Annotated in this window: 14 protein-coding genes, 1 tRNA gene and 1 other RNA gene; 9 read left to right on the top strand and 7 right to left on the bottom strand. The window is 66.1% G+C overall.

Annotation, left to right across the window (positions count from 1 at the left end; all coding sequences use genetic code 11):
• Window positions 1-61: 61 nt before the first annotated feature.
• Genes LG299_RS05860 through LG299_RS05850 form a run of 3 tightly spaced genes read left to right on the top strand, consistent with a single transcriptional unit; the run spans window position 62 to window position 1,933 of the window.
• Entirely contained in the window at window positions 62-604 is a 543-nt protein-coding gene (locus LG299_RS05860) for a class F sortase (protein WP_404434057.1), read from the top strand.
• On the top strand, window positions 601-1,179 hold the full coding sequence (locus LG299_RS05855) for an RNA polymerase sigma factor (protein WP_404434056.1): 579 nt from the start codon (window positions 601-603) through the stop codon (window positions 1,177-1,179). The genes LG299_RS05860 and LG299_RS05855 overlap by 4 nt, the downstream gene beginning before the upstream one ends.
• Window positions 1,166-1,933, top strand: a complete 768-nt coding sequence (locus LG299_RS05850; RefSeq protein ID WP_404434054.1) for an anti-sigma factor — start codon at window positions 1,166-1,168, stop codon at window positions 1,931-1,933. Before LG299_RS05855 ends, LG299_RS05850 begins: the two co-directional genes overlap by 14 nt.
• On the opposite strand, the gene LG299_RS05845 is transcribed toward LG299_RS05850, so the two are convergent.
• The 7 genes from LG299_RS05845 to LG299_RS05815 all read right to left on the bottom strand — a co-directional run bounded on the left by LG299_RS05845 (window position 1,925) and on the right by LG299_RS05815 (window position 9,218).
• The gene (locus tag LG299_RS05845; RefSeq protein WP_404434053.1) at window positions 1,925-2,959 is read right to left on the bottom strand and encodes an LLM class flavin-dependent oxidoreductase; all 1,035 of its coding nucleotides are present in this window, start codon (window positions 2,957-2,959) and stop codon (window positions 1,925-1,927) included. The two genes, LG299_RS05850 and LG299_RS05845, sit on opposite strands and share 9 nt — an antisense overlap.
• A 65-nt stretch (window positions 2,960-3,024) precedes the next feature.
• A complete protein-coding gene (locus LG299_RS05840; RefSeq protein ID WP_404434052.1) occupies window positions 3,025-3,711 on the bottom strand; it encodes a hypothetical protein in 687 nt (228 codons plus the stop codon).
• A gap of 56 nt (window positions 3,712-3,767) precedes the next feature.
• Complete coding sequence (locus tag LG299_RS05835; RefSeq protein ID WP_404434051.1) at window positions 3,768-4,397, bottom strand: hypothetical protein; 630 nt, start codon at window positions 4,395-4,397, stop codon at window positions 3,768-3,770.
• 182 nt (window positions 4,398-4,579) lie between these two features.
• Window positions 4,580-4,664, bottom strand: a tRNA-Ser gene (locus LG299_RS05830).
• A 34-nt stretch (window positions 4,665-4,698) separates the two neighbouring features.
• Window positions 4,699-6,993, bottom strand: a complete 2,295-nt coding sequence (locus LG299_RS05825; protein ID WP_404434050.1) for a transglutaminaseTgpA domain-containing protein — start codon at window positions 6,991-6,993, stop codon at window positions 4,699-4,701.
• Window positions 6,983-8,227: a DUF58 domain-containing protein gene (locus LG299_RS05820; RefSeq protein WP_404434049.1), complete on the bottom strand. Its 1,245-nt coding sequence runs from the start codon at window positions 8,225-8,227 to the stop codon at window positions 6,983-6,985. The genes LG299_RS05825 and LG299_RS05820 overlap by 11 nt, the downstream gene beginning before the upstream one ends.
• 7 nt (window positions 8,228-8,234) lie before the next feature.
• Window positions 8,235-9,218, bottom strand: a complete 984-nt coding sequence (locus tag LG299_RS05815) for an AAA family ATPase (RefSeq protein ID WP_404434048.1) — start codon at window positions 9,216-9,218, stop codon at window positions 8,235-8,237.
• 152 nt (window positions 9,219-9,370) lie between these two features.
• Here LG299_RS05815 and ffs point away from each other — a divergent pair.
• From ffs to LG299_RS05785, 6 genes are all read left to right on the top strand, one after another.
• Window positions 9,371-9,467, top strand: an RNA gene (gene ffs, locus LG299_RS05810) — signal recognition particle sRNA small type.
• Between the two features lie 175 nt (window positions 9,468-9,642).
• Complete coding sequence (pta, locus tag LG299_RS05805; RefSeq protein WP_404434046.1) at window positions 9,643-11,772, top strand: phosphate acetyltransferase; 2,130 nt, start codon at window positions 9,643-9,645, stop codon at window positions 11,770-11,772.
• Window positions 11,769-13,016 carry an acetate/propionate family kinase gene (locus tag LG299_RS05800; RefSeq protein ID WP_404434045.1) on the top strand — a complete coding sequence of 416 codons (1,248 nt, stop codon included), beginning with the start codon at window positions 11,769-11,771 and terminating at the stop codon, window positions 13,014-13,016. The genes pta and LG299_RS05800 overlap by 4 nt, the downstream gene beginning before the upstream one ends.
• 71 nt (window positions 13,017-13,087) lie before the next feature.
• Entirely contained in the window at window positions 13,088-13,819 is a 732-nt protein-coding gene (locus tag LG299_RS05795) for an HAD family hydrolase (protein WP_404434044.1), read from the top strand.
• Window positions 13,816-16,341 (top strand): glycoside hydrolase family 65 protein, encoded by a 2,526-nt coding sequence (locus tag LG299_RS05790; RefSeq protein ID WP_404434043.1) that lies wholly within the window; start codon window positions 13,816-13,818, stop codon window positions 16,339-16,341. Before LG299_RS05795 ends, LG299_RS05790 begins: the two co-directional genes overlap by 4 nt.
• Window positions 16,342-16,369: 28 nt before the next feature.
• Window positions 16,370-18,583, top strand: coding sequence for a DNA polymerase III subunit gamma and tau (locus tag LG299_RS05785; RefSeq protein WP_404434042.1), 2,214 nt, complete (start codon window positions 16,370-16,372; stop codon window positions 18,581-18,583).
• Window positions 18,584-18,585 lie beyond the last annotated feature (2 nt).

Here is an 18,585-nt window from a genome sequence, read left to right as displayed (position 1 = left end):
CCTAGCCGGTTCGGCACTCGCGGCGTGCCTTGTCGCGTGCACCCCGGCAGGTGCGGGAGAAGTGGCGCCGTCCCCAGCGGCAACTGCTCCCGCGCCTGCCCCCACCCCGACCATCGAGATTTCGACGGCACCGGCCGTGCTGCCGGCGCCCGCTCAGTCGGTGCCTCCGGTGCGGATGAAGATGCCAGATCTCGGCGTCGACATGCCCGTCACCTCGGTGGGAGTCGAGCAGAGCGGGCAGATGGAGCTCCCGGTGGATCCGGCCGTGGCTGGGTGGTACCGGTTCGGTGCCGATGCCGTGAGCACCGAGGGCAATGTGGTGCTCGCCGCACACGTTGACGCTCCCGACTACCCGATTGGTCCGCTGTCACGGTTGCGGGATGCCGGGGCAGGATCGACCGTTGTGGTCGAAGCATCCGACGGCACCAGCGTGACCTATGCCATCGAATCCGTCACCTACTACGAGAAGTCGACGCTGCCCACAGATCAGCTCTTCGCCCGCGAGGGCGCGAAAACGCTCGTGATCATCACGTGCGGCGGGCCGTTCGACTCATCAACGGGAAGCTACAGAGATAACGTTGTGGCAATTGCGAGAACGCTGTGACGACTGTGAGCGAGGACACCGTGACACCCGACGAGGTTGAGGCACAGTTGAATGTGCGCTTCGTCGCGGGAGACGAAGCTGCGCTGGCCGAGATCTACCGGCGCTGGTCGCCCGTCGTCTTCACCCTGGCGTTGCGTTCGCTCGGCGATCGCAGCGACGCCGAGGATGTGACGCAACGCACCTTCGTATCGGCGTGGACATCGCGCGCGTCGTACGACTCGAAGAAGGCGAAGCTGTCGACCTGGATGGTCGCGATCGCTCGACGTCGCATCGCCGACATGCACGAGTCTCGCGCGAAGATTCGCGCCATCCAGGCGCAAATGGAGCGAGTGACCAACCCTGACGACCTGGTGCACGAACCGCCGGATCTCTCAGAGACTTTGTTGCTCGCAAATGAGCTGCAACAACTTGAACCCGACGCCCAAGCCGTGATGCGGCTGGCCTTCTACGACGATCTGAGCCACGACGAGATCTCGAGAAGGCTCGGAATGCCGCTCGGCACCGTGAAGAGCCACATCAGACGAAGTCTTACCCGAATGCGCAACCGATTGGAGGTGACCCATGTCGCACATTGACCCTGACGAGCTTGCACTCATCGCGATGGGAGAGCCGATCTCCACGCGCGAGCAGGGGAACCATCTCGCGTCCTGCGCTCTCTGTTCCCTTGAGGTCACACAACTGCGCCACACCGCGGTCGTTGCCCGCACCACGATGGACGAAGCCGAGCTTGAATCGCCACCCGATCGCGTGTGGGGTCGCATCCATGCCGAACTCGGGCTCAGCGGCGCTGTTGCAGCCAACCCCTTCGACGCGCCGGCGCTCGACGATGTTGCGGAAGCCGCTGAAGATGAGAAGCCTGCTGAAGTGCCAACCACCAGGGAGCGTGCCCGACGAAGCCCGATGCGGGTCTTCTGGGCGCTCGCCGCTTCGTTCGCTCTGATCGCTGCCGTCGGTGGCGGCGTCTGGATCTCTGTCGCCGGTAGCGCTCCGATATCGCTGGCGACGGCCTCGCTCGATGCGTTCCCCGACCATCCTGACGCTGTCGGAAGTGCGGAAGTCGAAGAGGACCGCAACGGCTCGCGCACGCTCACGGTGACGCTGGAGGGGGATGCCTCGACCGACGACTACCGCGAGGTCTGGTTGATCCGCAACGATGGTGAAGCTCTCATCAGCCTCGGTGTGCTGGAGGGTTCGAAGGGCACGTTTGCGATCCCGCCCGGTGTGGATCTGTCCTCGTACGATCTCGTCGACATCTCGTTCGAGCCCGTGGATGGCGACCCTGCGCACTCGGGCAACTCGATCGTCCGGGGCCAGCTCGCCTCAGCGTGACGGGACCGTTGTCGGCGCCCATCCCAGTGCCGGCGCAACGTGTGTGGCGAAGGACTCGACGACGCGCAGATTGAAGTCGACCCCTAACTGGCTGGGGATGGTGAGCATGAGCGTGTCAGCCGCTCTGATCGCTGCATCGGCCAGCAGTTGTTCGACGAGGACATCGGGTTCGGCGGCGTACGTCTTTCCGAACGTGGATCGCATGCCGTCGATCACACCGATCTGGTCACCGTCCTGGCGGCCACCGAAGTACATGTGGTCTTCGGCTGTCACGAGCGGAAAGATCGACCGGCTCACCGACACGCGTGGTTCGCCGGTATGACCGGCTTCGCCCCACGACGCACGGAACGCGTCGATCTGCTCTGCCTGAAGGATGTCGAAGGGGCGACCGTCGGCAGAGGTGAGCAAGGTCGATGACATGAGGTTCACGCCCATGCGCCCCGCCCACTCGGCGCTGTCGCGGTTACCTGCGCCCCACCACACGCGGGAGCGCAGACCGGGGGAGTGCGGCTCGATGCGCTGCATCCCGCTCCCTCCGCCAAAGGGAGATGAAGAGTCTCGCTCGGCGAGACCCTCGCCGTCGATAGCGCGGAGGAAGAGGTCGAAGTGCTCGCGAGCAAGGTCGGCGCCGCGCGGATCTTCGGCTTCGTACCCGAACGTCTCGTAGCCGCGTACGACCGACTCGGGTGAGCCGCGGCTCACGCCGAGCGCGAGTCGTCCGCCCGAGATGAGATCGACCGATGCTGCTTCCTCCGCGAGATACAGCGGGTTCTCGTAGCGCATGTCGATGACGCCCGTGCCGACTTCGATCCGCGACGTGCGCGCGGCGATCGCCGCGAGCAGGGGCATCGGCGAACTCTGCTGTCGGGCGAAATGGTGGACGCGAAAATAGGCGCCGTTCACGCCGAGGTCGTCCATCCCCTGTGCGAGGTCGATTGCTTGCAGCATCGAGTCGCCTGCCGTGAGCTGACGTCCGCCGCCCAGGGGTCCGTAGTGTCCGAACGAGAGTGTGCCGAATCGTTGCATACTGTCGTCAACGTCGTCGCCGAGGCATCCATTCCGGTGAATACGGTGTTCGTGGCCGCCGCAGCCTACACCGCTGCGGCCACGGGATCTGACCGACGGCGGTAGTTCTGGATGAGGATGAGCAGGCTGACTCCCAGTACCCACGCCGGGAAAACCAGGGTGACCCAGAGGCTCAGAGTTGTCACGAACAGCAGGACGAGCGCCACAGCGTACGTCACGAACGAGAGCCACCGGGGCATGACGCCCGTGCGCAGCCACATCGTGCCGAGAGAGATCAACAGCACGCCGGCCATTCGCAGGGCGTAGATGTTGCTGACCTGCAGCATCACCGCGCGGCCGAAGTTCGTGACCTCCACTCGACTTGTGTCATCGGTCATGAAGGGAACCGTCGCGACGATCCCGCCGGCGATTGCCGAAGACACGAAGAGCATGGCCAGAAACAGCAGCCCGCTTCCGATGAACACCGAGGAGAACAGCTGGTCTTCGCTCTCTTTGAACCGGTCGCGCACCACTCCCATGAACCAGAGGAACGCGATGCCGGCGAACGGGATGAGCGAGAGTCCGATCGAGAGCCTCATCGTCGCGCTTTCGTTGAGCCAGTCGCCGTCGGCAGCCAGCTCCTGCGGCATCGCCGACCTGATCAGGACGAGCGCGACACCGAACAGGAGCGCGAAGAGCACCCCCGCGATCGCGGCGCCTTTCGGTGAGTTCATCGGGCGACGTGCGGGTGCAGTTGCGGTGTTGTCTGTCATTGACCGTCCCGTCCGTTGCGCGCGAGTGCTCTGACCCTACTGTCGGCGTACTGCGATCACCAGCGGATGGGGAACGTCAGAAGCACGATTACTCCTCCGGCCGCGAGAGCACCCGCGACGCCGAGAATGATGCGCGATGCGACGAGTGAGATTCCGCGCTGTGCGATCGCTGCGAGAAACAGCACGAGCGCGAACAGGACGGTCATCAGCGAGTAGCTGTCGCCCTTCTCGTTGAAGTCGAGCGCTTCGGCAAACGCAGTATCCGACCGATCGAGCGCCGTCATCGCCGCGGCAGATCCCGGTGGGACGTACTCGGGCATCGAAAACGGCCCACGCTCAGTTCGGCCGTCGTCCTCCCATGCATCGAACGCCAGAGCGAACTCGGGACTGAAACGCTCCTCGATGTACCCGGCGAGTGACTGATCATCGTGAGCCTCTGCCAATACCCATTGCGTGTACACAGACAGATCGAGCATGCGCGCGTCCCGCGCCTCGCTCTCGAAGTTGGCGGCCTCGATTCGTGCGGCGGATGCTTCGCTGAAGGCGACTCCGGAGTCACCACCCCACTTCGACGATTCGAACCCGCACCAGGCGGTGAGGACGGCCACGAGGGAGAGGAGCAGCACGGCGACGAGCTCGTGCCTCTCGCGTTTACGCACATCCACCGCGGGATCGTTCTCGGCCATTAGTCGCCTCTCCTGGAGCTTCGAAGATATCGCCCCGTTTGACCTGCGGCACTACATGGGATTTCTTCGGGCGCCACGATCGAGTGCGCTCAGGAGGAACGACCGCTATCAGAGCTTCGTACGGTACCGGAATGACGAAGCCCTTGAACGAAAAAAACCAGTTCAAGGGCTAAATCACAGGGCGGAGGATAGGGGATTCGAACCCCTGAGGGCTTTCACCCAACACGCTTTCCAAGCGTGCGCCATAGGCCACTAGGCGAATCCTCCACGGCCCGCACTTTCGCGAGGGCCATCGAATATCCTACCTTGCCCGAGCGCGCACCCCTGCCGCGCCCGCGTAGGTGCTGCCGGGTCGCACGAGGAGCGACCGCGGGGCGACCACGGCGAGGATCCGGCGTGCGGGAGGAGCGGAGCCGACAATCTCAGCGCGGACGGCGGTCGCAGCATCCGCCACCCCATCACCGTGCCAGTAACCTGCGACCCGGTCGGGCGCATAACTCGCTCTCTCGATCGCTCCCACCAGCATGTTCAGACGCTGCGGCGAGGCGCCGTGGTCGCTGGCCAGACGCGCGGCGAAGGCGCGTGGGGATTCGCTCGACGGCACCGCGATGCCGACGTCGATCGCGGCGTCTTGCACGGTCATCCACGCGGCTGCCGAGTCGCCGTTGCGGGCGGCAGTGAGCAGCTGTCTGCGCCGCACCTCACGCGCGATTGCCGGTATCGCGAGCAGCGCAAGGATTCCCAGCAGGACGGACAGGGTCGGCAGTGGATTGACCGTGCCGACGGTTGAGCCGTCTGCTTCGTCATCGCGCGGGTTGAGCGGGTCGTTCGGGTTCGCCGAGGCGCTGGGGGCAGCCGAAGTGGAGGGTGCCGCGGAGGGGTCATCGGGGTTGCCGAGCGCTCCCTCTGCCGCCGCCGCGGGCAGGAAGGACGTGGGACTGCCGAGGCCGTTGGTGGGCTCGAAGGCGACCCAGCCGATTCCGTCGAAGTGCACCTCGGGCCACGCGTGCAGCAGCGAGCTTCGCACCGTATGCACCACTTCGTCATCGACCCGGTCGGGTGTCGCGACTCCGGGAAGGTATCCGATGACGATGCGGCTGGGCATGTCCAGCGTTCGCGCCATCAACGCGAAGGCGGCGGCGTAGTGGATGCAGTATCCACTCTTGACCTCGAGAAACTGCGCGACAGCATCAGCACCCTGGCCGTCGAAGCCCTCTTCGACCGGAGCGTCCAGCGAATAGCGGAACTCGCCACTGCGGAACCAGCGCTGCAGCGCGACGAGCGCGTCGTAATCGTTGGTGGTGCCGGTGGTGACCTCGATCGCAGCCGCCGCGATCGATGTGGGCAGGTCATCGGGAAGCGCGAGCGTGTCGTCGCGCTGTCCTTCTGTCGTTGCTTCGCGCGCGCGAATCTGCTCGAGCGTCGGTCGCGGCACGGTCGAGATGACTTCGTACGTCTGACCCTGACTGCTCGTTCCGGTCTGCGAGACGACGGTGCGGTTGTACGGGACGGCCGACCACATCCCGTCCACACCATCGACATCTACTGCCGGATAAGAGATCGGCAGCCACACCGATGCGAGATTGGTGACCTCGACGTTGGTCCGATGCTCGGTGACCCTGATCTCTTCGTCGATGGGCAGATCGCCGAAGCCCCGCTCGTTGTCGAGGGGAACCGTGCGCACCCGATCGTGCTGCCACACGGCGCCATCGAACCGCGTCAGTGTCGTGGCGCGCAGGTACGGCATCGACGGCGCGTCGCTCCACGCTCGCAGGGCTTCGAACTCTTGCGGGCGTCGAAGATCGTCACCGAGATTGAGGTTGGCGTCGATCCGCGGCCCCGAGCCGCCGACGCCGCTTCCGGCGCGGGCGATCGGGGAGGGGAGGGTCGGCGTGGCGACAAGGGCGACCACGACGGCGATCGCGCCGATACTGAGTGCTGTCGCAGGCACGCCGGATGACCGCGCCGAGTCCGCCTCGATGGGCTTCTCGCGTGATCGGGTCTCGGCGCGAATCAGGAAGAGAATGGATGCCGAGAGCAGCACGAACGCCATCACGTCGACGCTGCGCGGCACGGCGATCGCCGGAATCAGCGAGACCGCGATGATTCCGACGGACGCGAGCAGTGGCATCCGTGCAGTAAGGACGACGTGGTCGACGATGATCGTGAGCAGGCCCATTGCCCCCACGATGAGAAAGGCGAGGGCAGGAGTCGCGTCCAGCGGAGCGGATCCGAGGGTGATCTCTTCGAAGGCTTCGGCGGTCAACTGGGGGACGACCTGAAGCGTCTCGGGAGTCGGAATCATCCACAGCAACGCCGTGTCGGCGAAGAACACGCCCGTTATCACCGCGACCAAGAGCACCGCCTCGATGAGGCTCACCGCGATGGCGGGCAGGCGGCGAAGGCGGGCGAGGTGGCCGGCGCCCAGAATGAGGACGCAGAGCGCCACTGCACCGAACAACCAGGCTCCCGCCGTCACAACGCGCAGCACCGGCAGGAGCGCGGTGAGCAACGCCGCCAGGAGGGCGACCACGATGATCAGTTCGCGACCAGGGGAGCGCGCGCTGTCGGTGCGCGTTGTGGAGTCAGCCGACATGGCTCACCCCGCGTCCGACGGTATCGCCCCAGGCCGCTGCGACATCGCCTTCGGGTCCCAGCGCGCTGACGTGCCATCCGGCGTCGGCGGCGCGGTCGAGGGCGTCGCCGACGGGAGCGACGGCGATCAGCATGGGCAGGGTGCTGTGGTGCGCGACCGGGGCGATGGTGGCAGCATCCGCCGGATCGAATCGTCCGGTGATCAAGATCACCGGACCCGTCGTTACGCCCGCGAACAGCCGATTCAGCTGGCCGAGGCTGTCGTCGCGCCGCGCGGTGAGCGTCGCGAAAAGCGTCAGCAGAGCATCGACCTCAGCGCTGTCATCACCGTCGATGCGTTCAGCGAGGAGCATTCCGTCGGTGTCGATGACTTCGACGGCGTAACCATCGTGCACGAGTCGAGCGACCACGGAGACGCAGGCCGACACGGCCGTTTCGAACCCCGGATCGAGCCCGGGTGCCTGCATGGCCTCGGTCGACCACCGCAGGACGCCCCGATCGAGCACGACGCTCGCCTCGGGGGTGGACTCCTGCTCTTCTTGCCGCACCATGAGCTCGCCACGGTGTGCCGTTGCGCGCCAGTGAACTCGACGCATCGAGTCGCCGGGCACATACGGCCGAGCCACCAGGTTGTCGGCTCCTTGGCCCAGCTGATTGGTCGTGGTGTGCAGGGTTCCGCCAGCTTCGCCGGCGAAGTCTGCCAGGGGCGGCAGATCGATGACTGCCGGGGCCACGGTCACCGCAGTGCGTTCAGCGAAGGTCGACACTCGCCGGGCGAGGCCGAACGGATCGGTTGATCGGACCGTGAGTGGACCGATGGAATGGATGCCGCGGCGCAATGCCGCCACACGGTAGGAAAGTTGCACCGTCCGGTTCGCGCCGCGCAGGCCTGAACCCAGAGCGGGGAAATCACCCTGGGCACGCCCCGACAACCCCTTGGGAAGGGCGTCGTGCCAGGTGCCCGCCGGGGTGGGGATCGCGGCGCGCATACCGACCTGAACAGTGACCAGCGAGTCCTGCCCGACGGTGGCGACATCCGGGTGAAGTGTGCGCGAGATCGAGTCGGATCGCCGTGCAAGGTGCAGTGAGATCACGCTGGCGGCGAGGACGGCGAGCAACAGGATGCCGAAGTACTGCAGTTCGGCGACCCCGGTTTCGTTCGCCACGATGAAGCATCCGATGGCGAGAATGAGCGCACCTGTGCCACGCACGGTCAGTGGCCACAGGCGTCTCATGATCGCGTCACTGTCGGGCGGCGATGGGGACGCGCACGCTTGCGGCGATGCGCGCGAGGATGGCGACGATCGCGTCGGCGGCACTGCGTGCGCGGGCTCCGCCGGCCGAGCGCGACGGAATCAGGCGATGCGCGAAGACCGGCGCCAAGAGTGCGGTGATGTCGTCGGGGATGACGAAGCCGCGGCCGTCGAGGGCGGCCCAGACTTTCGCGGCGCGCACCAGTTGCAGCGTCGCGCGGGGGCTCGCGCCGAGGCGCAGGTCGGGGTGTTCGCGCGTGGCGTGAGCGAGGGCGACCGCATAATCTTCGATCGCCGGTGCGACGTGGACGGCGCGCGCCCAGGCGATGAGCTGAGAAACTTGCGCGGCGGTTGCCACCGGAGAGAGTTCGTCGAGCGGATTGACGATGTCGCGCTGGCGCAGCATCAGGGCCTCGGACCGTGCGTCGGGGTACCCCATCGAGATCCGCATCATGAAGCGGTCGCGTTGCGCCTCGGGCAGCGCGTACGTGCCCTCCATCTCGAGCGGGTTCTGGGTAGCCACGACCAGGAACGGTTCAGGAAGAAGATGGGTGCGGCCGTCGACGGTGACCTGCCCTTCTTCCATTGCCTCCAGCAGCGCGGACTGCGTCTTGGGGGACGAGCGATTGATCTCGTCCGCGATGACGATGTTCGCGAAGATCGCGCCCTGCTTGAACTCGAACTCGCGCTCCACGGGGTTGAACACCGAGACACCGGTCACATCACCCGGCAGCAGGTCGGGAGTGAATTGGATGCGGCGCACCGTCGCGTCGATGGATGCGGCGAGCGCGCGAGCGAGCATCGTCTTTCCGACGCCCGGGACGTCCTCGATCAGCAGGTGGCCCTCAGCGAGAACGCACACGAGGGCCGAGCGCACCGCTTCGGGTTTACCGTCGATGACGCTACCGACCGACGCAAGAATGGCGTCCGTCACGCGGGCGAAGCCCTCCGCGGTGAGATCACTGTCCGTCAAGAGAGACCTTCCTGCGCTGGCGCATGCATTGCACCATTGCCCATCATTCGATCGTAACAACGCGATCGCCTGCCTGGGCCTGGGATTGTGCTGGGTGATATCAGCCCACTATCAGCCGGGTTTGAGCAGTCGCACGCCCCGGGTAGACTTGGGTCAGCTCTCCGCGAGGCGGCATCCAGGCCAACTCCCCCAGGACGGAAACGTAGCAAGGGTAACCAGGCTCTGCCGGGTTCGCGGAGAGTCTTAATTTTCTGCCGTGTTCAGCGGTCGGCGAAGGGGCCGTCCAGCACAGTCCACTGCAGCATCAGGATCGTGAAACCGGGTCGGGGTTCGGTCATTCTCGGAGCCTACTCGGACACTATTCACATCGTTCTCACGCGCCCGACCCTCAATCCCTGCCGGGCGCGCCCATAGGCTGGCTTTCGTGGCGCATCGCATCTTCATCACGTCGGCCGAAGGCCATTCCGGCAAGTCCACGATTGCCCTCGGTGTCTTGGACACGCTGAGTCGCGCGACCCCGAGGGTCGGTGTCTTCCGGGCGATCGCCCGCTCGACGACAGAGCGCGACTACGTGCTCGAGATGTTGCTCGCTCACGACGGTGTCGACCTCGAGTACGACGAGTGCGTCGGCGTGACCTACGACGAGGTGCGGGCCGACCCTGAGGCAGCGCTCGCCGTCATCGTTGAGCGGTTCAAGGCGGTCGAGGCGCAGTGCGATGCCGTGGTGATCGTCGGCAGTGATTTCACGGATGTCGGCAGCCCTGCCGAACTCGGCTACAACGCGCGCATCGCTGCGAACCTCGGCGCGCCGGTGCTCCTTGCTTTGAGCGGTCGCGCCGGGCAGGGAGAGCAGCTGGGCACCTCTGATGCCCGCACTCCCGCGGAGATGGGCCAGATCGCTTCTCTCGCGCTGACCGAACTGGTGCACGCGCGGGCCGGGTTGTTGGCCGTCATCGCCAATCGTGCCGATCCCGAGGCGCTGGGCGAGGTCGTCGACGCGATTCGTGCAGTGACGCGCGAGGTGCCGGTCTGGGCGCTTCCCGAAGATCGGTTCTTGATAGCGCCCTCGGTGCGCGGGGTGCTTCGCTCGGTGGAGGGCACACTCGTCAAGGGCGACCCCGAACTGCTCACGCGCGAGGTCCTGGGGGTGGTCGTCGCAGGGATGTCGATGGTCAACGTTCTCCCGCGCCTCAGCGAGAGCGCGATCATCGTGATCCCCGCAGATCGCACCGAAGTGCTGTTGGCCACGATGCTCGCCCACTCATCGGGCACCTTCCCGTCGCTCGCCGGCGTCGTGCTCAACGGGCCTTTCCCGCTACCCGAAACGGTCGATCGACTCATCGACGGTCTTGGTTCGACGCTGCCGATCATCGCCACGGATCTCGGCACCTACGAGACAGCAGTGAAGGTCATGAGCACCCGCGGCAGGCTCGCCGCAGACTCGCAGCGCCGCTACGACACGGCGCTGTCGATGTTCGAGACGCACGTCGATACGGCAGAACTCACGCGATCGCTGGGTTTGGCGAGCCCGACCGTGGTGACGCCGCTCATGTTCGAGTACGGGCTCATCGAACGCGCCCGCGAGCACCGCAAGCGGATCGTGCTCCCCGAGGGCAACGATGACCGTGTTTTGCGGGCGGCGGCAACCGTGCTGGCCCGCGGAATCGCGGACGTGACGATCCTCGGTGAAGAGATCGAGGTGCGCAGCCGCGCGATCGAGCTCGGCATCGACATTCGCGGTGCCCAGGTTCTTTCGCCGTTCGACGCCGTGCACGTCGAAAAGTTCGCTCGCGAGTACGAGCGACTGCGCGCGCACAAGGGCGTCACGTTCGCACAGGCTGCCGACACGGTCACCGATGTGTCGTACTTCGGCACTCTGATGGTGCACCTGGGGCTCGCCGACGGGATGGTTTCGGGTGCTGCGCACACTACGGCACACACCATCCGTCCAGCGTTCGAGATCATCAAGACCAAGCCCGGGGTGTCGGTCGTCTCGTCGGTGTTCCTGATGGCGCTCGCCGACCGCGTGCTCGTCTACGGTGACTGCGCCGTCATCCCCGACCCCACATCCGAGCAGCTCGCCGACATCGCGATATCGTCCGCCGCGACCGCCGCACAGTTCGGGATCGATCCGCGCGTGGCGATGCTGTCGTACTCGACGGGTGAATCGGGCTCGGGCGCCGAGGTCGAGAAGGTGCGCACCGCCACCGCCCTCGTCCGCGAGCGGGCTCCCGAGCTTCTCGTTGAGGGCCCGATCCAGTACGACGCCGCAGCCGATGTGGCCGTGGCTGCCGCGAAGATGCCGGGTTCGGCGGTGGCGGGCCGGGCTACGGTGTTCGTCTTCCCCGACTTGAACACCGGCAACAACACGTACAAGGCCGTGCAACGTTCGGCGGGGGCCGTGGCGATGGGCCCGGTCCTGCAGGGCCTGAACAAGCCCATCAACGACCTTTCACGCGGTGCGCTGGTCGAAGACATCGTCAATACGATCGCGATCACGGCGATCCAGGCGCAGGGCGAGTCGACCAGCCTCGAGGCAGGGGAGTCAGCATGACCGTCGTCCTGATCGTCAACAGTGGATCGTCGTCGTTCAAGTATCAATTGATCGAGATGGACGGCGAGCGGCTGCTCGCGTCCGGTCTCGTGGAACGCATCGGCGACGCCGAGGGCCATGCCACGCACACGGTGGTCTTTTCCGCGCCGGTTCCGGATGCTGCTACCCCCGCAGTCCCGATGCCCACGGCGCTGGACGCGACCTACGAACGCACGCTTCCCATTCCCGACCACACGGCCGGTTTTCAGGTAATGATTGACGCCTTCGCCGAGCATGGTCCTGCATTGACCGACAACCCGCCGGTCGCTGTCGGGCACCGGGTGGTCCACGGCGGAGACCGCTACTTCGCCCCCACGCGGGTGACTGCGGAGGTCGAGAAAGGAATCGACGAACTCTCGGTTCTCGCCCCGTTGCACAACCCGGCGAATCTTGCCGGTGTCGTTGCGGCCAAGAAGGCCTTCCCTGACGTTCCGCACGTTGCGGTTTTCGACACCGCGTTCCACCAGACCTTGGCCCCGGCCGCGTATACCTACGCGATCGATCGCGCGCTCTCTGAGGAGCATCACATCCGTCGGTACGGCTTCCACGGCACGAGTCACAAGTTCGTGAGCGAAGCGGCCGCTGAGTTCGTCGGGCGCCCGCTCGGCGAACTGAAGCAGATCGTGTTCCATCTCGGAAACGGCGCATCGGTGACCGCTGTCGATGGCGGCCGCTCGGTCGAGACCTCAATGGGGCTCACCCCCCTCGAAGGCCTCGTGATGGGCACACGTTCGGGCGACATCGATCCCGCCGTGCTGTTCCATCTCGCACGGCGCGCGGACATGTCGATCGACGACCTCGACGACCTCCTGAACAAGCGGAGCGGACTGCTGGGGCTGTCAGGATCGTCCGACTACCGCGACATTCGCGCGGCGATGGAGCGTGGGCAGGAGGATGCCCTGCTCGCGTTCGAGGTGTACGTCCACCGGCTGCGCGCGTACGCCGGGGCGTACCTCGCTCAACTGGGAGGAGTGGACGTCATCTCCTTCACCGCCGGCGTCGGGGAGAACACCCCGCGTGTGCGGTCTGCCGCGCTGGAGACGCTTGGCTTCGCCGGCGTGGAGATCGACTCCGAGCGCAACGCGGCGCCCGGCCGCGGCATCCGGATCATCTCCTCGGATGCGTCCCGCGTCACCGTCCTGGTCGTGCCGACGAACGAAGAACTCGAGATCGCGCGCCAGACGCTCTCCGTGGCTACGCTGTAGTCACGGCGCGATGCCGTCACACGGCGCGATGGCGGGCCGACCCGACGTCCGAACTCTCGCGAAGGGGTCTCATGACTGCCCGAAGCCTGCCAGATCTGACCACGTACCAAGCCGTGCTCTTCGATCTCGACGGAGTGCTCACTCCGACGGCCGAAGTGCACATGCATGCCTGGCAGACCATGTTCGAGAATCTCTTCGCGGACTGGAACATCGCCCCGCCCTACACCGAGGCGGATTACTTCGAACACCTCGACGGGAAGAAGCGATACGACGGTGTCGCGGCGCTGTTGCGCAACCGAGATGTCGAAGTGCCGTGGGGCGATCCTTCGGACAGCCCCGAAGAAGACACGATCTGCGGGATCGGCAACCGCAAGAACCTCGTCTTCGAGCGCGTTCTGCGCGAGGACGGGATTGCCCCGTACCCCGGATCACTCGCCTTGCTCGATGTGCTGGCGGCAGCCGGCACGCCCATCGCGGTGGTCTCCAGTTCGAAGAACGCCGAAGAGGTGCTCGCTTCGGCGGGCATCCGCGATCGTTTTCCGGTGGTGATGGACGGGGTCATCGCCGAGCGCGACAACCTTTCTTCCAAGCCCGCGCCGGATGTCTTCGTCGAGGCCGCACGCATGATGGGCGTCGACCCCGCGACGAGCGTGGCCGTCGAAGACGCCATCAGCGGAGTGCGATCTGCGTCGGCCGGGGGCTTCGGCCTCGTCATCGGCGTCGATCGGGGGGTGGGGTCATCCGCCCTCACCGACGCCGGTGCGCACATTGTCGTTTCTGACCTCGAGGAGTTCGTGCAGTGATCGATCGTGACCGCTTTCCTGTTGACCCGTGGCGCCTGGTCGAGAGCCACTTCAACCTCGAAGATCGCGGGGTCACCGAGACCCTGTTCACGGTGGGAAACGGCTACCTCGGGCTGAGAGGAAACCACCCCGAGGGTCGTCACGCCCACGAAGACGGCACGTTCATCAACGGGTTGCACGAGATCTTTCCGATTCGTCACGCTGAGCAGGCGTACGGTTTTGCCGAGGTCGGGCAGACCATCGTCAACGCTCCCGATGCCAAGGTGATGCGGGTCTACGTCGATGACGAGCCGTTGTCTTTGGACGTCGCCGACGTGCGCGAGTACGAGCGCACGCTCGACATGCGCGATGGGGTGCTGCGCCGACGGATTCTGTGGGTGACGCCTTCGGGCAAAGAGGTACTCGTCGAGGACGAACGCATGGTGTCGTTCGAAGAGAAGCACCTGGCGATCCTTTGTATTCAGGTCACCGTCCTCAACGCCGATGCGCCCGTCACGATTACGTGCCAGGTCATCAACCGTCAGGATGGCGAGAACGTCTACGGCGGAACGCCGACGGCGCCGAGAAAGGCGGGATTCGACCCGCGCAAGGCGGACCGCATCAGCGAGCGCGTGTTGCAGCCGGTGGAGTACTGGCAGGATGCCGGGCGTTCGGCGCTCTCGTATCGGGTGAGTGAGTCCGGCATGACGGTCGGCGTTGTTGCCGAGCACGTGGTCGAGACCGAGAACGAGTACTCGGCGCGCACACTCATCGAGCCCGACATCGCCAACGATGTCTTCCGTGTGCAGGCCAAGGCCGGAGTGCCGACCCACGTGACCAAGCTCGTGAGCTATCACACCTCGCGCGGGGTGCCCGCGAGAGAACTGGTCGACCGGTGCACGCGCACGCTCGATCGCGCAAAGGCTGAAGGCGTGCGCCGTCAGTTCGAGCGCCAGCGGTTGTGGTTCGACGGCTTCTGGGCGCGATCGGACGTGCGCATCGAGGGGCACGACGATCTCCAGCAGGCAACGCGCTGGTGCCTGTTTCAGATCGCTCAGGCAGCCGCGCGCGCCGACGGCCAAGGGGTCCCCGCCAAGGGAGTGTCGGGTTCCGGTTACAGCGGGCACTACTTCTGGGACACCGAGATCTATGTGCTCCCCTTCCTCGCGTATACGACACCGCTGTGGGCGCGAAACGCCCTGCGGATGCGGTACCTCATGCTTCCTGCCGCGCGACGACGGGCGTTCCAGCTCAATGAGCACGGGGCGCTTTTCCCATGGCGGACGATCAATGGCGAAGAAGCATCGGCCTACTATGCCGCCGGCACCGCGCAGTACCACATCAACGCCGACGTGAGCTTTGCCCTGGCGAAGTACGTGCGTTCGACCGGCGACGTAGAGTTCCTACACCGCGAGGGCGTCGACATCGCCGTCGAAACGGCGCGACTGTGGACAACCCTCGGTTTCTGGCGCCAGAGCGATGGCGACGTCGAGCTCGAGTCTTTCCACATCCACGGTGTCACCGGCCCCGATGAGTACACGACGGTCGTCAACGACAACCTCTTCACGAACGTCATGGCCCGGTTCAACCTGCGTTTCGCCGCACGTACCGTCCGCGAGATGGCCGAGCGGGCACCAGACGCGTATCGCGACATGGTCGACCGACTGAACCTCGACGACGATGAAGCCGAGGCCTGGGATCGAGCGGCCGAGGCCATGCACATTCCGTTCAGCCCGGCGCTCGGCATCCATCCTCAAGACCATGTGTTCCTCGAGCGCGAGATCTGGGATCTCGAGAGCACCCCGCCCGACAAACGTCCGCTGCTGCTGCACTACCACCCGCTGGTCATCTACCGGTACCAGGTGCTCAAACAGGCCGACGTCGTGCTCGCCCTTTTTCTGCAGGGCAACCACTTCTCGCCCGAAGACAAACTGGCCGACTTCGAGTACTACGACGCGTTGACCACGGGGGATTCGACTCTCTCTGCGGTCGTGCAGGCGATTCTTGCGGCCGAGGTCGGCTATCAGGACTTGGCGCTGGACTACTTCCGTCAGTCGATCTTCGTCGACATCGGCGACCTCCATCACAATGCGGCCGACGGCGTGCACGTTGCATCGGCCGGTGGCGTGTGGACGGCATTGGTGAGTGGATTCGGCGGCATGCGCGATCACTTCGGCGCGCTGAGCTTCGACCCGCGACTCCCGGCCGATTGGCCGTCTTTGGAGTACATCCTGCACTGGCACGGCACACGTCTGCACGTCAAGGTGACGCGCGACGCGTTGACCTTGCGTGCCGATGAAGCGCCGGACGGCAGTGCCGAGCCCATCGCGTTCGACGTGCGAGGCGAGTCCTATGTCGTCGGTGCCGGCGAAGAAGTCTCGGTCCCTTTGACCAACCAGGGACCCGTGATCAAGGGACGCCCTTCGTTGCGAGAATTCGTCGATTCGCGCAGGGAGGATGGCACGCTGCTCTCGGCTTCGGTGCCGACGGTCACGACGGCGATCCCGGTGATTGATATGACGGATGCTGTGGACCCGGTGTGATGTCGGCGCCACGACGTAGGCTGGGCGGGTGACCACAGCCCTCTATCGTCGGTACCGGCCCGAGTCGTTCGGCGAGATGATCGGGCAGTCGCAAGTCACTGATCCGCTCATGACGGCCTTGCGCGGCGATCGTGTCGGTCACGCGTATCTCTTCTCGGGGCCTCGCGGCTGCGGCAAGACCACGTCCGCGCGCATTCTTGCCCGCTGTCTGAACTGTGCGGCCGGTCCGACCGACACCCCGTGTGGTGTCTGCGACAGTTGCGTCGAACTCGGTCGCGGCGGGGGAGGTTCGCTCGACGTCGTCGAGATCGACGCTGCGAGCCACAACGGCGTCGACGACGCCCGTGACCTGCGCGAGCGCGCGGTGTTCGCCCCGGCGCGCGATCGATTCAAGATCTTCATCCTCGACGAAGCGCACATGGTCACCCCGCAGGGCTTCAACGCGTTGCTCAAGCTTGTCGAAGAGCCGCCCGACCACGTCAAGTTCATCTTCGCGACGACCGAGCCCGAGAAGGTCATTGGCACGATCCGCTCGCGCACGCACCACTATCCCTTCCGACTGGTGCCTCCCGCGGCCATGCTCGCGTACGTCGAAGAGCTGTGCGGCGCTGAGAAGGTGCAGGTCGAGCCCGGTGTGCTGCCGCTCGTCGTGCGTGCCGGTGGCGGGTCGCCCCGTGACACCCTGTCGTTGCTCGACCAGTTGATTGCCGGATCGGACGGAGCAGTGACCTATGCGCGCGCGGTCGCCCTGCTGGGCTATACGCACGCCGAGCTTCTGAACGAGGTCGTCGACGCCTTCGCCGTTGGCGATGCTGCAGCGGCTTTCTCGGCGGTCGATCGCGTCGTGCAGACCGGTCAAGACCCGCGCCGCTTCGTCGATGACCTCCTCGAGCGACTCCGCGATCTCATCATCATCGCCGCGACCGGCCAGGGCGCCGGCGCGGTGCTTCGCGGGGTATCGGGCGACGACCTGGCGGCGATGAACCGACAGGCAGAGGTCTACGGGTCGGCGCGGCTATCGCGGACCGCAGACCTTGTCGTCACCGCTCTTGACGAGATGACCGGTGCAACGTCGCCCCGGCTCCAGCTCGAGCTGATGGTGGCCCGCGTTCTCGCACAGGGGACGAGCGCTACGGCAATCTCGGAAGCCCCAGCCGCCGTGGCGCAGGCAGCGCCGGTGCAGGCGGCGCCCGTCCAAGCAGCGCCGGTCCAAGCCGCGCCGGTCACAACGCCTGCCGTTGCCGAGCGACCGCAGTCAGAGCCCACCCCGCCTGCGGCCGCAGACAAGCCTGCGCCCGCGAAGGCCGCGCCAGACAAGACGGCGCCGGCGGCAGTGGCACCCGGGCCTGTGACGCTCGAACGGATGCAAGCATCCTGGTCCGACGTGTTGACCCGTCTCGAAACGATCAGCCGCACCTCATGGCTGATCGCCGCCGCGACCCGCGTGATCGGTCTCGACGGTGATCCGGCAGCACCCGTGCTCACCCTGGCGTTCGCCAGCGAGAAAGACATCGACAAGTTCAAGCCGCGCGCCCTGGGCGGTACCGACGCTCACGTCGACGTCCGCGCAGCGATCGCCGACGTGGTGGGAGTCGAGGTCAAGTTCCGTCCCCGCCTCGACACTTCCGCGCCGCCTGTGGCCGCAGATGTGCCCCCGCTCGATGTCGAGCCTCCCGCGGCGGACGATGACGCACCACCTCCTCCGCCCGATGAGCCGTCGCGCTCGCAGCCTCGTTCTCCCGCCCGCTCCGCTCCGCGCGCACCCGCGCACCCGCCCGCCCCCGCCCCAGCCCCCGCCCCCGCGAGTTCGTCGCGTGCGTCGGCGGCACCCGTCACCGAGTGGGCTGTCGCGTCGATTCCGACCACCGACACCAACCCGGGTGCGCGCGCTGGCGTGCTCGGTGACCCGACCACGCCGCTGGCCGTCGACGATGAGCCCGAAGAGGCGGCTGCAGAGCTGGCCCGTGTGCGCACGGCTCACTCTGCTCCGGCGCGCGAGGGCGAAGTCCTCCCGCCCGCCGATGTCGAGCCGTCGGTCGAGCCCGACGAAGATGAGCAAGACGCCGAGTCGCTCACGGACGATGTGCCGCCCACGGCGCCCGTGATCGCCCCCCGTCCGGTCGTGCAGGCGCAGACCCGTTCCGACGGCGTGCAACGGTACGGCGAAGCCGTGGTGCGTCAGGTGCTCGGCGCAACCTTTGTCGGCGAAGAGCCGTACGCGCCGCCGACGAGGTTCAGCTAGCC

Origin of the sequence: Microbacterium lacus (genome assembly GCF_044794305.1) — a bacterium.
Taxonomy (GTDB): domain Bacteria; phylum Actinomycetota; class Actinomycetes; order Actinomycetales; family Microbacteriaceae; genus Microbacterium; species Microbacterium lacus_B.
Note: the sequence above shows the minus strand (reverse complement) of the source record. Positions and strands in the feature narration are given on the sequence as shown.